Annotated in this window: 15 protein-coding genes; 4 read left to right on the forward strand and 11 right to left on the reverse strand. The window is 56.2% G+C overall.

Going from position 1 to position 13,776, the window contains the following annotated elements; all coding sequences use genetic code 11:
* Positions 1–114: 114 nt before the first annotated feature.
* Together VFA09_22865 and VFA09_22870 are read right to left on the reverse strand one after the other, a co-directional pair.
* The gene (locus tag VFA09_22865) at positions 115–345 is read right to left on the reverse strand and encodes a hypothetical protein (GenBank protein HZU70130.1); all 231 of its coding nucleotides are present in this window, start codon (positions 343–345) and stop codon (positions 115–117) included.
* A gap of 1,018 nt (positions 346–1,363) precedes the next feature.
* Positions 1,364–1,582, reverse strand: a complete 219-nt coding sequence (locus tag VFA09_22870) for a hypothetical protein (GenBank protein ID HZU70131.1) — start codon at positions 1,580–1,582, stop codon at positions 1,364–1,366.
* Between the two features lie 426 nt (positions 1,583–2,008).
* Between VFA09_22870 and VFA09_22875 the strand changes: the two genes are divergently transcribed.
* Entirely contained in the window at positions 2,009–2,374 is a 366-nt protein-coding gene (locus VFA09_22875; protein ID HZU70132.1) for a hypothetical protein, read from the forward strand.
* A gap of 178 nt (positions 2,375–2,552) precedes the next feature.
* Here VFA09_22875 and VFA09_22880 read toward each other — a convergent pair whose 3' ends face one another.
* The 5 genes from VFA09_22880 to VFA09_22900 all read right to left on the reverse strand — a co-directional run bounded on the left by VFA09_22880 (position 2,553) and on the right by VFA09_22900 (position 4,298).
* The gene (locus VFA09_22880; protein ID HZU70133.1) at positions 2,553–2,828 is read right to left on the reverse strand and encodes a hypothetical protein; all 276 of its coding nucleotides are present in this window, start codon (positions 2,826–2,828) and stop codon (positions 2,553–2,555) included.
* A gap of 3 nt (positions 2,829–2,831) precedes the next feature.
* Positions 2,832–3,029, reverse strand: coding sequence for a hypothetical protein (locus VFA09_22885; GenBank protein HZU70134.1), 198 nt, complete (start codon positions 3,027–3,029; stop codon positions 2,832–2,834).
* A 103-nt stretch (positions 3,030–3,132) separates the two neighbouring features.
* Positions 3,133–3,339: a hypothetical protein gene (locus VFA09_22890; GenBank protein HZU70135.1), complete on the reverse strand. Its 207-nt coding sequence runs from the start codon at positions 3,337–3,339 to the stop codon at positions 3,133–3,135.
* Positions 3,340–3,530: 191 nt separating this feature from the next.
* Entirely contained in the window at positions 3,531–3,758 is a 228-nt protein-coding gene (locus VFA09_22895; protein HZU70136.1) for a hypothetical protein, read from the reverse strand.
* Positions 3,759–3,800: 42 nt separating this feature from the next.
* Positions 3,801–4,298, reverse strand: a complete 498-nt coding sequence (locus tag VFA09_22900; GenBank protein HZU70137.1) for a response regulator — start codon at positions 4,296–4,298, stop codon at positions 3,801–3,803.
* Positions 4,299–4,619: 321 nt separating this feature from the next.
* Here VFA09_22900 and VFA09_22905 point away from each other — a divergent pair, with 321 nt between their 5' ends.
* On the forward strand, positions 4,620–6,629 hold the full coding sequence (locus tag VFA09_22905) for a BTAD domain-containing putative transcriptional regulator (protein HZU70138.1): 2,010 nt from the start codon (positions 4,620–4,622) through the stop codon (positions 6,627–6,629).
* A gap of 20 nt (positions 6,630–6,649) precedes the next feature.
* Here the strand turns inward: VFA09_22905 and VFA09_22910 are convergent, their stop codons facing one another.
* Together VFA09_22910 and VFA09_22915 are read right to left on the reverse strand one after the other, a co-directional pair.
* Positions 6,650–7,645 carry a class I SAM-dependent methyltransferase gene (locus VFA09_22910; protein HZU70139.1) on the reverse strand — a complete coding sequence of 332 codons (996 nt, stop codon included), beginning with the start codon at positions 7,643–7,645 and terminating at the stop codon, positions 6,650–6,652.
* A gap of 405 nt (positions 7,646–8,050) precedes the next feature.
* The gene (locus tag VFA09_22915; protein ID HZU70140.1) at positions 8,051–8,776 is read right to left on the reverse strand and encodes a helix-turn-helix domain-containing protein; all 726 of its coding nucleotides are present in this window, start codon (positions 8,774–8,776) and stop codon (positions 8,051–8,053) included.
* Between the two features lie 1,279 nt (positions 8,777–10,055).
* Between VFA09_22915 and VFA09_22920 the strand changes: the two genes are divergently transcribed.
* On the forward strand, positions 10,056–10,952 hold the full coding sequence (locus VFA09_22920; protein ID HZU70141.1) for a site-specific integrase: 897 nt from the start codon (positions 10,056–10,058) through the stop codon (positions 10,950–10,952).
* 34 nt (positions 10,953–10,986) lie between these two features.
* Positions 10,987–12,897: an AAA domain-containing protein gene (locus VFA09_22925; protein HZU70142.1), complete on the forward strand. Its 1,911-nt coding sequence runs from the start codon at positions 10,987–10,989 to the stop codon at positions 12,895–12,897.
* A gap of 115 nt (positions 12,898–13,012) precedes the next feature.
* Here VFA09_22925 and VFA09_22930 read toward each other — a convergent pair whose 3' ends face one another.
* The gene (locus VFA09_22930) at positions 13,013–13,384 is read right to left on the reverse strand and encodes a hypothetical protein (GenBank protein HZU70143.1); all 372 of its coding nucleotides are present in this window, start codon (positions 13,382–13,384) and stop codon (positions 13,013–13,015) included.
* Positions 13,385–13,543: 159 nt separating this feature from the next.
* Positions 13,544–13,776: hypothetical protein (locus VFA09_22935; protein ID HZU70144.1), on the reverse strand; the 233-nt coding region annotated here is incomplete at its 5' end.

Consider the following 13,776-nt stretch of genomic DNA (forward strand, 5'->3'; position numbering starts at 1 on the left):
TGGCGAGCGGAGCATGCGCCGCCCTCGCTTTGTGACATCATGCGTGCTTGTGCGTCGGGTACTTATCACACGAGGCAGTGTCAATTCCTTCAACGGGTCGTTTCCGATACAAGCTCAGGAAACGATGGCCTCCAACCAGTCGGTCAGGTCCACCAGGCGCATGCGCTGGGGCGTGTCGGAACGGTCAAAGGGGTTGCAGACGGTCATGCGGCGCAGGTCCGCTCCCTCCTCGAAGAGGCCATACAAGAGATCCAGGAACTGTTCCAGGTCATCATGGGTATAGCCTGGCGGACAGTGGCCATAGGTCTTGAGCAAACGATTGCGTTTGGCTGGCGTCAATCCCATACGATCGCTCCATCCCAGAGATAATGGGGAAGGCAGTTCCCCACCCTGTGTCAGGATAGCCGGTTTTCGTCTCTCTGGGATCAAACATCTGGTGTCTGTATTCACTTCAGGGTGGGGAACTGCTCCTGGTTGCTTGCTGACTGTTGGAACGACAAAAGTCTCTCGTGCTAACTGCCGATGGTCACCACCTGTGCGAGCACCGCTCCGAAAAGAGCGTGGCGTGCTCATATGCCCCTGCCTGGGGCACCGACCAAAGGGAGCGGGAATGTCTCTCTGCCAGAGGGAATGCCTCGCCCAGGTGAGTGAAGTTTGCCGCGTCCGTCCTCCTTTCAGGCCATAGTGGCGCTCACTTGTGCAGGGAGCGTGTTGCAACAGGCGCTTCCGGGTCTTCTTCCGGATCATTGAGTCGTTCAAGCGATCGCTCTATCCCCACTTTAGCGTATCGGCGTGGCCAAAAGTAGTCGAAATACAACACCTTTTTCTGTACGTTTTGACGCCTTTTTCTTCGTTTCAGTAGGGTGAAATTTGCGGCAAATTGAATCGGAGGTGGCTCTAGAAGCGGCGGGAAAGGGGTTGAAAAAGAAATCAATACGTGTTGATTAAAAATGGAGAGGTATCAATTCGGGACAGTGTTGCCCTAGAGCGCGCTGCTGCAAGGGAAAGATTAAGAGCGGCATGCTGGAAAAAGAGTAAGCACCTTCTACAGAATGACCCGGGTCGCCGCCAGAAAGAGCGGGTTCCTGAAATATGATGCGCGTCGATTCAAGGGAAACTGTGAGCGAGAATGTACGAGAGCGGCTGGATGGGAATGCCACCGAGGCTCGCGGCGGGAATCTCACCGACGAGTCGCGTGTCTGACAACGCCAGCGGTTCTCAGCATGCTGTCAGACACGAAGGGTGAAGTTGTCAGACAATCTCGCCGAGGGGTTTGGGTTCCCGTCTGACAGGCCTTCCAGAAAGGTCTTCTGCTTGTACGCTTCAGTAGAGAACAGGTACGAGGCATCATTTGTCCCTCCCTCTAGAACAGGGCATGCACACTCAGTTCCAGGGGACAGGGATAATCGCCTTTGCCCACGTCTTTTACCAGTGCTTGCGCTGGTGTGAGTAGCTCCTGGTTATTCTTCGCGAGGTGATAGTGCTCACCATCGTAAAGCATCACCTGCACGCCTCCCAAGAGGCCCTTGCGAATAATCACGGTGTGTGGCCGGAGGTCCCGACTGTGGAGCGGTTGGAACATGCTGATGGCGTCTCCTTCTCTTGTGATAGTTCTCTTCCTCATCAGATACGTATGGTGAGGAGCCTCTTCCTGATCCGCCAGTGGTTCGCTCCCTCCTATTATGCCAGCTTCTCAGTTACATTTGCCACTCTCTGGGGGAGTTCTTTAACTACTGATCTTCTCCGCAGCTTCCCCATGACTCAATAGCCATAGTATCGCTCTACATCTTGTCTTATCTGTCATTCAGCAGAGGATATGCTCTCGCAGGGTCAAGCAATTTCCCTGCTCTGCCAATTTCCTGCAACATGTTGGGTGAAAGCCAACACCTATGTGCGCCTGAGCGTGTTACAGTGATCTCTGGGACTGGGAGGCAAGAGCGGGAAGACCGTCAACCAGAATCATGTCGTCGATCGGTCGGAAGGGCCTCCCTCCGGGAGAGGACACACGATGAAAATACAGAACGAAGCACTCAGGGAACTGCACTCGACCATCCTGGCCGGGCAGAAACTCTCCTACAATGACGCACGGCATTTCGTGTGTGTGGAAGACCGCATCGTCGATCTGACCCCGACGGAATATCGACTCTGGTGCCACCTGCTCGAGCGGGCGGTCCGGCTTGAGCGCCGGGATGACGAGCGGGTGCTGGAACACATATTTACGCGCGTCGAAGAACTGAAGGCAATGACGGGTCTGGAGTGCTACCTGGTGCTCCGGCATTTGCGGAACGTCAAAGAGAAATTCGAGGCCACGCCATTTGCCATCGCCGGGAATGGGCGCCTGGGCTTTCTGTTCATGAGAAGGCCTGAAGAGTAAGATCCGCTAATCTCCCTGGTGCGGCGCTGGGCTCACGAAGGGCCAGATCTGTCTATTACCCATAATGCCAGTTGAGAGCCAATCTCCATCGCTCTCTCACGCAAATGCTCTGTAATGGATCTGCTGCTCTCCCAAAGTGGCAGAATTGACAGGTTCTTGCACGTCCGGGTCTGCCCGTTCAGGGAGGTGGCTGTGCGCATGGAGAAGTCACCGGAATCACCTGCTGGATGAGGGCAAGGAGTTCCCGCACATGGAAGGGTTTCTGGAGGACGCGTTCGCTCGTTCCCAGTGCTACTTGCACCTGCTTGCTGGTCGTCAATACGATAACCGCAGGCGGCACCCCGCCGGCCTCGTACCAACGGGCGCGCAAGTGATGTAAGAAGTCAGTGGCGTCAGCCACATCCAGGAGGCTCAGATCGAGAAGCAGGAACACAGGCTCGTCTCGGGGCATCATAGCCTATTCTTTCCAGGTGAGAGCAGCTTGCCTGCTAGCACACACTGTAGGATGATACCCTGCCAGTCGCAGTATCCAGCAGAGCAGGTCCTGGGTCGCCGGATGGTCCTCAGCGATCAGGATGCGAGGCCTGGTGGGGTCGTGCTCTACGCTGGGAAGCATGACGCGCTCATGTCCATTGTCAACGTTGCCAGCTGTCATATCCATTGCTTTCTTGGCGCTGAAATGAGCGCCATATCCCTTTTAGGGGTGCAACTTACATCCTCCCAGGGAACACTCGTCATGCAGGTGCCGCTGCCTGCTATTAGTCGTGTCTCTTCTGGCGCTTCGATTGAATGAGTTGCGCTTGCCCACAGATGCAGATCAGTATCACGGTGCCAGTTCGCTTGAGCGAGGTGATGACCGCTTCGGCTTGGAGGGCTGGAACATACAATCGCGTTCCGCAGGCGACACAATGCAGTTCCATGTCCACCACGTCGTTAGAGCCGATCTGTGGTCTCCTGGTACTCATAGCCATCCTCTTGTTCTGTGTAGTACAACATGTGCTCGGTTGAGAGCCTCGCTCTTTGAATCTTCTTGTTCTCGTTTGTCGCTTCCTGCACCAGGAGTAAGGTGTGCAAATATGACTGAGTCGGTGCTTTGTGCGATAACCGACGTGTCTCTCGCTCAGCCAGCCATGCCGATCACCCCTGCCTCCGCTGATTACAACGATTCCAGTGTCTCAGCCAGCATCCTGGTCGCTTCCTGCTCTCCCACCAGTTGCTTGAGCGTCTCGTGACATGTGCCGATCTGCTCCATACGCTTCGTAATAAACTCGTGCTTGGCCGTGCCAAAGGCTAGGCCGGTGAGTCCCCGCGTGGCCGCTTCATATTCTTGGGCGATGCGTTGTCGCAGGCGGGCCACTTCGCTCCAGTTCTCCTGTACGTCCATAGATGGGTTCCATCCTTCAGCGATCTTGCTCGGTGTCGTTGTTCAACGATGCGAGATATTCAGGAGGGGAAAGTCTTCCCCTGAAACGTGAGTGCCCGCCGTTTCTTCTGAGGAAACGGGTGCATGTCTTCCTGGCCCCCTTGCTCCTTCGATACCGGGAACAGCGCTCTCCAAAGAGGATTGGATCACTGCAAGCAGCTTGTCGGTCTTGAAGGGCTTGGTCACATAGGCATGCGCTCCAACCAGCCGACCCTTGAGGCGATCGAGGACTCCATCGCGCCGCGAGAGGATGACCAGCCTGGTCCCCTCTAGTGCGGGTCTGGCTTTGATCTGTTGGATGACCTGGTAGCCATCGAGTTTGGGGAGGCCCAAATCGACCACCACGAGGTCAGGAATGCGCGCTTCTGTCGTGTTGAGCCAGCACAAGGCTTCGATGCCATCAGGGAAGCTCTTCACGTCGTAGTCGGCTCGATGTAGGCACGTTTCTAGAATCTTCCGAATCACGAGCGAGTCGTCAATGACCATCACAAACTGTGCCATGTTGCTCTCCTCTCCTATGCCTGTTGGGTACGTCTGACCGCCTGCAAGGGAACCTCGTATTTCACCAGGGTTGAGCATAGCAGATCTGCTGAGGCAGGCATGGGACAAGGGTGTGGAGACAGAAGGAAGGGCCCGGACGGGGGCGGGACAGTAGCGGACGAAAGCGGGACACGGTGATGATATGGCTTGAGTTCAGCAAAGGCCGTGCTATAATGGGAAAGCGAGCAGCACTGTGGTGGAAGAGACAGGCAGAGCAGAGAGGAACACCTGAGTGAACCACTGCTTCAGGAAATGAAGAAGACGGAAGGAGCATCCCGGGATATGCACGAGGGACCGAAGCCACTGTTACGTGTGTATACCTTTGGCGCATTTGAGCTGGTCTGGCATGCGACTCCCTCAACAGCAGAAGCGCTTTGGGAGAGTCGCACCTCGGCACGGACGCTGTTCAAGCTCTTGCTCTGCGCACCTGGACGCCAGGCGCCCAAAAGTGTACTGGCAGGGATTCTCTGGCCCGAGGTCGATGAAGAGCGGGCGCGGGAGTCCTTACGTTCCGCCTGCAAGGTGTTGCGTAAAGTCTTGCGTACCGCCAGCGGCGAGGAACTCCTCGATCAGCGTACCCCCGGTGAGATCCTGCATCTGGCAGAGCATGCGCGTCTGTGGGTCGACGCGGATGCTTTTGAAGAACTGGCAGCGCGGGCGAGCCGGGCGACCTCAGAGGATGCAGCACTTTCTCTATGGGAAGAAGCCAGCGCCTTGTTGCGCGGCGAGTTTTTCGCCGAGGATCAAAGTGCCGAGTGGGCTCATCATAGGTTGGTCAAAAAGCGACAACAGGAGCTGTGGTTGGCGCGCTGCCGCATGATCCGGCACCTGGCAGACCTGTATGTCCGGCGCGGGCAAACGAGCCTGGCAGAAGAGATGTTAGAGTCACACCTGCTTCACTTTCCCACCGACCAGGATGCGCTGTACCGCTTGCTGCTCCTCCTGGAACAGCAGGGCTGCTTTGAACAGGCCAGCATCCTCTATGAGCGAACCAGGCGCACGCTGGAAGCCCGTGGGAAACAGCCAACTCACCATGTGCGCCAGCTCTACGAGGGCTTCCAGCAAGCGGTTTCCTCTCGCGCGCGCACGCTCTCTTCACGGATGGAGGGACCTTCACCAGGAACAGCACTCACGGTGGCAAAGCAGGCTCGCCCTGCTCTCCCAAGAGGTGGGCTGCAAGGTTCAAAAAAGGGGCGGGCGAGTACCGTCAGTCAGGTGTTATCCCTGCTGGGAACAGATGGGCGACCCGATACTCCCCTCAATGTCTTGCGCGCACTGCTAGAGCCAGAGGAGGAGGAAACACAAGACATGTCGCAGCTCTCTCGTCGCCAACTTTTAGAATTAGGGATAGCCGCGCTGATCAGCCGCCTGGCGCAACTCGACGGCACACGTATCTCAGCAGTAGAACGGGAAGCATTGGGGCGTGCATTGGGTCAGAGTATCGCCGATGGGTGGAAACTGTTTCACACCGCTGGGAACGTAGAAGTCCTTGCGGTGGGTCAACTGCAACTCTCTCTAATTCACCAAGCCCATGCTCTCCTTCGCCCGTCTACGCGATCGTACCTGTATGCGGGAGCCTACGGATTGATAGGCTCCGCGCTCCATCTCCAGGAGCGTGAAGAGGAGGCCCTCCATGCCTATCATCATGCCTACCATGCAGCAACGGCGACTGGTGATCCCTGGTATATCGCACAAAATCTCATCTCCCAAGCTGACGCGTATCAATCGCTTGGTCGTTTAGCAGAGTCCATCCAAACGCTCGAAGAAGCACTCGGGTATTTGGGACAGACGGAGGAAGAACACCGACGAACACGAGCACATCTCCTTGGCTGCTGGGCGGATGCCGCTCTCACAATGGGGGACTATTCGCTTGCTCAGCACAAGTTGGATGAATCTGCCATCTATCTTGAGCGTTTGAGTGCCAGCGAGGAGTTCGATCGTGGGAGCTGGTTACACCTTGCAGGAAAGTATGCTTTTGCAACCGGAAACTATCCGACTGCCATTGCCTATTTTGAGCAAGCCCTGACCGAGGCGGAGGAGGATTGGTTGATTCGCCGCATCCTCGTTTTGCTCCCGAAGATGGCAGCATATGCCTGTGAAGGAGATCTTGATGCCTGCGCCTCTACAGCAGAGGCAGCCTCATCTGCTCTTGGCGCCCTCAATGCGTCTTCGATGAACCGGACCTTTACGATGACTACCCAAGAGATTCTGAAGGCTTTTCCCAATGATACCCGCCTTCAGTCACTGATGAGAGATGCCCAGCATCACTTGCCTATCCAGGCAAGTTCTTAACTTCAGCCTTCTTCTTCCACTCATGGGCGTTTCTCAACGAGCAGCAATCCTCCCTCACACTCTTCACACCACATGCGACTCGTCCCTCCCCATTGCTGGACACACCATTGTCCTACCATTTCCAATTTCGTGCGAGTAAACACCTGCTTATGTTCGTAAATCACCTCTGGTTCTTGTTCGTAAGGTACAACGAGAATTAAACGATGCTTAGCCACTTTCAGCAAGTTGTGCAGCACCCGATCCATTTCTTGTTCGGTAAAGTGTTCGATCACTCCGATCGCAGTAACCGTATCAAATTGGCCAATGGTCTCAAAGTGTTCGCTGAGAAGGTCAGCCTGGAGAAACTGCACCTGGGGAAGGTGCCACTCTTCCGCCAGTACCCTGGCCGTGGGAAACATGCCTGTTTGGATATCGACTCCCACCACATGGGTCATAAACGGCATGCGCTCGGCAATCACCAGTGGAAGCAGCCCAGATTCACAACCTGCATCGAGGAATGTTTCTCCAACACATAATTCGCACACGCGTTGATACCAGGTGGCAAACACACCAATTGTAGCGTAGTAATCGAACACAGGCGGCGTGCGGGCCGTTGACAGAAACAACAGAAAACGCTGCAAGGTTTTTGCCCCGTAAGCATACCAGGCCGCGCGAGCATCGTTGGGGAAGAATGAACCGATAATGCCACTGAGGATTTTCCCATACGCACTTGATCGATCGAGCAGACCCAAAGGCTGGAGCTCGTACATGAGGTAGTGTTTGATATCGGCGTTCATCTCCTCTTGCCCAAAGAAATGGACGAGGATCAGTGATGGAGCCTCCTTGCGTGTGAAAAGCAAGAAGTGCCTCGTTTCCTGGACCTGATATCCACCCTCGGCAAATTGCCGCTTGAGCGAGGTACGATTAGCCTTATTTCCGTTGACGACAATGAGATCATCGACGAGAACGCTGCGCTCCCGAATGGAAACCTTTCTGGCTTGAGGAGTCGCTATCTGAAGAGGTTTATTATCGACCATGCAATCCCCTTTACACTAATCACGGGTTCGTTGTGTTGAGTCCTTCTTTGAGTATTGTATCATGTCCCTTAGCGGTATTCCTGTTCCCTATGGAAACGGCAATTCTGAGACTGATGATAAGTATCTATGCCGATACCGACGCCACACACTCGTGTCTGACATCGTTCTAGCAAATTGCACTGCTGTCTGACACGATAGCTCTGACTGTCAGACAGGCTTGGGCTGCCCATCAGCAATAGTGTAGTCGCTGGTACCGTTTTGTACCCTGCGCACCAATTTGAGAAGGAAAGTGGATACGAGTTATGAAAGAAGAGACGATACCGCGGAGGCTTAGGAACAGCGCCGAGAGGATCGTTCCTTTTCTTAATCACCGAATCCTTATAACTGAAGAGCCATTATACTTCTCTATGAGGTAGTTGTCTCCTCTCCATGCATCTCCGGAGAAACAGCATGCGGGCACTGCGCGCAGGGAGTATAGGAAACCTGTTGCTGCTGCCAGTAGCGGACGAGCGCCTCTTGCTGCTCCGGAGTGATCCACCATTCGTGCGCATTACGCATGGCGTTGTCTCGTGCAATAATCGTGAGGGTGATCTGTTGCTCCTCGTACAACTTCTTGACGCGATTCACTTTCATCTGATGCCGCTGCGCGAACGCCGCGACAGTCATCGACCCAGACGGCAAGCCCCTCTTGTCTAGCACCGAAAACAATCGATTCGCCGTCCTTGATAAAGGGAAACCCATGAACAGCCGAGCCATGTCGTGAGGCTCGAGGAATAGCTGCTGTTCTGAATCGGTTGCATGGGTGTTCGCCCGAACTGTGGCGGTGAACAGCGTCAGTAGGGAATCAACCCGCTCCCGAAGGAGGTGAACCTGCTCGGTGAGTTCTTGCACTTCATGGACAAGCTGTTCGTGACGATCAGCCGAGGAGAGAGCTGGCAATCCTTGCCGCTCTTTCCAGGCCAGGACATCGTCATAGGCGATCCGCAGCTTGTTGCTCCTGGCGTGAGATGCGACCAGCTCACCTCGATCTATCATACGGTAAATAGTACGAGGGTTGACACCCATCAAGGCTGCCGCCTCTGTTCCTGTGAGATATTTTCGTCCCTCGTATTCGTGCTGCTCTTTTCTCATGGCGTTTCCTATTTCCCATGTCTCCGGTTAGTGAGAGTCACCGCCCTCCACATCTTGCCTGAGTGTTCTTGCCACTTCTTTCATTCGTCTTGCCACATCACCTGCGGTGCTCTCTCCTCTTCGTCATGCTTCCCGCTCACTACTGTAGCAGAAAAGATGGCAGATAGCTGTTAGTTTTCACCCAACTTTTTCCAGGAAATTGGTCAAGGCGCCAGATTTGTTCTTTACCCTGATCTGTCAGAAGCCTGGAGACTGATTCTTTATCAACAGATGCGTCATGATACGTCGCGCCTGAGCAGACTGTGCAGCAGGTTCGTTGTCATGGCAAGTCTTTAGGAGTTGTCCTAGTTCCCAGCACCTTGTCATGACGGGTGCGTGTATCACCCTAGCCCGGCAGATACCCCTGTCATGACAGGTCCTCGCAACGGAGGTATCTACGTCTCCTCTTCCTTTGGGCGTGTTGCTTCATCATCGTCTCTTGTCGTGGCAGATCACCTCCTCTTGCGTATCCGCCAGCTATGCGGTCATGACACGTCGCTCACTGCTGCTCTTCTCTCTGGTGACATGGTCATGACAGACCCCCTTTCTTCACCTCTGCCCCTTTCTCGCTGTCATGACATGTCTATCTTTTAGAGAAAACTAACACATATAAGTTTAAAATCAACACGTATCATTTGAAAATTTCCTAAATATATGTTATAAGACCTGTATACTGTTGTGGTCTGACTCCGCCCAAAGGGAGTTACAGTACGGGCCGCTGTGCCAGTGGGGCAACCCCTGGAAAGGCTCAGGTGAGGGTCTGACTCCGCCCAAAGGGAGTTACAGTACGGGCCGCTGTGCCAGCGTGGGCAACCCCTGGAAAGGCTCAGGTCATCTCATCCTTGATGAGCGCCGGAGGTCTCCCTGCTAGGGAGATCAGAGCAACTGTCGTACTCGTCGCGTGATTTGGTAGTACAGTAGCGGAAACTGTCATTGGAGCAGGTCCTCGGAGCGAGACATCGTCGTGCGTGCCTGCCACAGATGAGCGTCCTGTGGCAGGGAGGAAAGCGTTGCTGTGTCTTTGGAGGTCGGTGCCTCGGCTCTTCGTTGGAAACCAGCTGCGGTGGGAATGCTCCGATATGGAATTCTAAACAGCAGTTCAGGTGAACCGCTGAAATGCCAGGGGCGAGTGAGGCCCCGTATACGCCTCGCTGGGTCGCCAGCACAGTATTACGTACAAGTTTGAACCTGCCTATTGGAAACCGTAGAGTTACCTACCTGAAAAGAGAGGAGGGAGTCCATGGGAGCCCACCGAAAGAGTATCGTGAAAGAGGCTGTCGACCGCCTGGAAGAGAAAATGGCTATCCGCCAGAGCCGCGGCAAGGCCAAAGCGGCGCTGCGTGCCGCTAAGGAAATGGGCTGGACCGGCAGCACGGAACGGATTCACTCCTTCAAAACCCGTTCCGTGTATCAGGGCCACGTGGTGCGTTTCGTCCGCTGGGTGCGCACCACCTATCAAATCAAAGACCTCGCGCAAGTGGATGCCCGCGCCGACGAGTTGGCTACACGCTACCTGCAATGGCATCTGGAGGAGGGCAAAAGCGCCTACACCCTGCAGGCGGAGCGTTCAGCCCTGCGGCTCTTCTTTGGCGACCGCTCCTTGGCGCAGCAGGTCGTGCTTCCCCGCCGAACCAGGGCGACCATTACTCGTTCAAGAGGCATCGCCGCCCATGATCGCCACTTCCAAGCGGCCAATTGGCAGCCGCTCTTGCGGTTTCTCCAGGCCACAGGCTTACGCCGTAACGAGGTCCGTCTGCTGCTGGTGTGTGACATCGTGGCCTGTGAGCCCGAAGGCGACTATCAAGGGCAGACCACGGTGAAGGTCAGGAACGGTAAGGGCGGCAAGTCTCGCACTGTGCCCGTCCTGATGGGGCATGAGCGGGACGTCCTCTGTCTGAGGGAGGGTCGCCAGGACGATGAGCCGGTCTTTGCGCGCATCCCGAAGCACCTGGATGTGCATAGCTATCGTCGCGCCTATGCGCAGGCCCTCTATCTCTCGCTGGCACCTGGCCGCTCGTTACCCCCGCAGACGGGACGTCTCAGGCCGAGTACCTATGATACGGGTGTGGTCATGGCCGTCTCAAAGGCTCTGGGCCATAGGCGCAAGGACGTGGTCCTCCACCACTACCTGCGCTGAAGGACGTGATCACACCTGAAAGTGAGCAACTGGCATGGCACGTTATCTGCACCCAGAACTGGTCAATCATCTTGAAGAGATGCTGGTCGGCATCCAAGAAGCTCTTATTGAAGCGAGGCGGAACGAGCCATACCATATCGCTCTCGACGGTGAGTTGCAGACTACGAGCGTCGCAGGCTCTACCTACCTCTTTACGCTCGCCGAAAACGACGACTGGGAACCGAGGCAGAATACCAGCGTCGCGATCTGGCTCGACCCTGCTGATCGAGCGCAGACGACGATGGGAACGATCCTCTCGACGTTCAATGGGCGGATCGTTCTCGTGACCGAAACTCTCCTCCCAGATCAGCTTCTGGCGAGACTCACCATGACCGAAGCGACGGCCTGGTTGCTGGAGAAACTGCAAGCAGCGCTGGTGGCCATCCAGCAGCGAGGGGAGACACCAGCGCAGATGGGGGCCAAAACCTTTGGGCTGCTGCCCTGCCGCGAAAGGCTGGGGCAGCCTGGCTTCCGCATCCCTTTCTTTGTCCCCACTGCTCAGCAGTGGCGTGCCATTGCCCTGGGCATGGAGAGCGAACGGGTCATCATCGCTGGCGCTCCTGGAACCGGCAAAACCGCAACGGAGGCGGCATTGATTATGGAGTGGCTGCATGCCGGGAAAACCGTGCTCCTGTTGGCACAGACGAACCGGGCACTCGACAGTGCTATGGCATGCCTGAGGAATTTCTGTGTGCAAAGTGGCCTGGCGCACTTGGTACAGGATCACCGCCTCGTGCGTCTCGGCAAAACGAAGGACCTGGTGGGCGAGGCGTATCGTGACTTGACAGTGGAAGGGATTGTTGAGCAACTTCGGGCCGGACAGATCCAGGAACGTGAGCACTTGCAAGAGATGCAAAGCGAACTGGAGAGCCGCCGGGCTCGCCTTGAGCAAACCGTGCCCAAACGCCGGGCCGCGTGGAAGAAGCAGCGAGAGCCACTGCAAAAGAGGCTCACAATTGCACAACAGGAACGAGCGACGCTCGAAACACAGGAACGGAAATGGAACGAGTCGAGAACTAAGCGTCTTGACGGCATTCCAGCAGAACGGCAGGTTGCTCAGACCGAGCAGGAGACTGCTCAGCAAGCGCTCCAGGACTGGACAGCAACCCTCTCTGCGCTCATAGGGGCAGGGGACACCTGTCAGTGGAGGCTTGATCGGGCACGCGAAGAAGAGGTGGCGTTCTACGGGAGGTCAGCCGCCAGTCGTCTTCTGCATCGTCTGCGTGGAATCACAGAAGAGTCGCTTGTTCGCCAGGTGGCAGAGTGTCGAGCGGCTCTTGTGGAAGCAGAGCAGGCCGTGGAAACGCATGAGCAGAAGCGCCTGGAGGTCACGCAGGCGGTCGAGCGAGCAAGTATGCGGCTTGCCGGTCTGGATGACGAAGAGCGCCATCTGCACGCCCAACTCCAACAGGCGACGACACCGTCCCCCCGGATGCAGGAACTCACGGCGCAGATCGACGAGGCTGAGCGGGCGGTGCAGCAGATAGAGACAGAGGAAAGCGCGGCGGAAGAAGAGGTAAGGGAGATTCAGCGCGCCTCTCGTCGCCTCACGGAACGGATCGAGGAGATCGACGCTGAGCAGCGTGCCGCCTCACAGCGCGTGATTGCCGAGGCGCAACTCATCGGGGCCACGCTCACGGCGCTCACGACGAACCCCTCCCTCCGGGATCGCCTCTTTGACGCGGTCGTCATTGACGAGGCCTCCCTGGTCTCGCTGGCGCTGCTGCTGGTGGCAGTGACCCACGCCGCCCGGCATGTGGCCATCGTGGGAGATCCCAGGCAACTGGCCCCCATTGTCAAAGTGAAGGACGAGCGCGAAGCACCACATGCCATGCGCTGGTTGGGGACGGATCTCTTTGCCTATTTGATATTGGTGGCGAATTCACAAATCCAGCTTGAACTGTGAGGAAGGAAGCTCATAATCACGCGCAGTTTGGCACTTCGCCACCAACATCTATTTGTCGGTGAGCCTGGCTGACGCAGAGGAGGGCAGGAACCAAGTCGTCTTTCTCTCACAGCAGTCACGTTTTCTCCCAGAAATCGCGGCACTGGTCTCTGAGTTGTTCTATGATGGGCGATTGCAGAATCGCCTGGACCCAGACCGCATCCCGCTCCAACTCTCCCCGCACCCAGAGTGTCCCCTGCTGCTGGTGAACACGGGGGATCAGGATCGGGGCAAAGGGAAAGGCGGAGACAAAGTGTGCCGGGCCAAGCGGCCGACGAGTGGGAATACCGGCTCCAAGTACAATGAGTATCATGTACGGTGTGTCGTCCAGTTCGTCCGGACACTCCAGCCCCAAGTGCCACCGCGCGAGTCCGGTGAGCCACACATCTGCGTGATTACTCCCTACGGGGCGCAGAAAAACAAGATACGCCAGGCCTTGCAGGCGCATCGTCTCCTCTCAGGAGTCCAGGTAGGGACGGTGCATAGTGCGCAAAGTGTAGAGTACCCCCTGTGTGATCTTCGACCTGGTGGAAGGATACAAGGTGCCCATCGAAGATTTCTCGCGGATGTCTGGGGGCAGAATGGGATCCCCACCAAGGCCACGCGGTTACTGAATGTCGCGAGTTCGCGTGCCAGCGACAAGCTGATCTTTGTGGCCAATGTCGACTATATTCAGCAATGCGATCCGCGCCAGAGGCACCTGTGTTGAGCGACAATGAGAAGTGAGCAGTGACGCGCATGACAACTGCCGGTTGAGAGAACACAGGGGATGAGCATCGTCGCGACTTGTCCCCTGCTGAAGAGGAGGAAGAGCCTCCCTGGACAAAAGCCCGCAGGAGG

It is taken from the genome of Ktedonobacteraceae bacterium (genome assembly GCA_035653615.1).
In the GTDB taxonomy this organism is placed as follows: Bacteria; Chloroflexota; Ktedonobacteria; order Ktedonobacterales; family Ktedonobacteraceae; genus DASRBN01.

What these genes read in the sequence shown, in the direction of transcription:
- VFA09_22920 (HZU70141.1), top strand. Translation starts at nt 10,056, where the DNA reads ATGGGAGCCCACCGAAAGAGTATCGTGAAAGAGGCTGTCGACCGCCTG.
- VFA09_22895 (HZU70136.1), bottom strand. Translation starts at nt 3,758, where the DNA reads ATGGACGTACAGGAGAACTGGAGCGAAGTGGCCCGCCTGCGACAACGC.
- VFA09_22915 (HZU70140.1), bottom strand. Translation starts at nt 8,776, where the DNA reads ATGAGAAAAGAGCAGCACGAATACGAGGGACGAAAATATCTCACAGGA.
- VFA09_22885 (HZU70134.1), bottom strand. Translation starts at nt 3,029, where the DNA reads ATGACAGCTGGCAACGTTGACAATGGACATGAGCGCGTCATGCTTCCC.
- VFA09_22880 (HZU70133.1), bottom strand. Translation starts at nt 2,828, where the DNA reads ATGATGCCCCGAGACGAGCCTGTGTTCCTGCTTCTCGATCTGAGCCTC.
- VFA09_22875 (HZU70132.1), top strand. Translation starts at nt 2,009, where the DNA reads ATGAAAATACAGAACGAAGCACTCAGGGAACTGCACTCGACCATCCTG.
- VFA09_22930 (HZU70143.1), bottom strand. Translation starts at nt 13,384, where the DNA reads ATGCGCCTGCAAGGCCTGGCGTATCTTGTTTTTCTGCGCCCCGTAGGG.
- VFA09_22890 (HZU70135.1), bottom strand. Translation starts at nt 3,339, where the DNA reads ATGAGTACCAGGAGACCACAGATCGGCTCTAACGACGTGGTGGACATG.
- VFA09_22870 (HZU70131.1), bottom strand. Translation starts at nt 1,582, where the DNA reads ATGTTCCAACCGCTCCACAGTCGGGACCTCCGGCCACACACCGTGATT.
- VFA09_22925 (HZU70142.1), top strand. Translation starts at nt 10,987, where the DNA reads ATGGCACGTTATCTGCACCCAGAACTGGTCAATCATCTTGAAGAGATG.
- VFA09_22905 (HZU70138.1), top strand. Translation starts at nt 4,620, where the DNA reads ATGCACGAGGGACCGAAGCCACTGTTACGTGTGTATACCTTTGGCGCA.
- VFA09_22900 (HZU70137.1), bottom strand. Translation starts at nt 4,298, where the DNA reads ATGGCACAGTTTGTGATGGTCATTGACGACTCGCTCGTGATTCGGAAG.
- VFA09_22865 (HZU70130.1), bottom strand. Translation starts at nt 345, where the DNA reads ATGGGATTGACGCCAGCCAAACGCAATCGTTTGCTCAAGACCTATGGC.
- VFA09_22910 (HZU70139.1), bottom strand. Translation starts at nt 7,645, where the DNA reads ATGGTCGATAATAAACCTCTTCAGATAGCGACTCCTCAAGCCAGAAAG.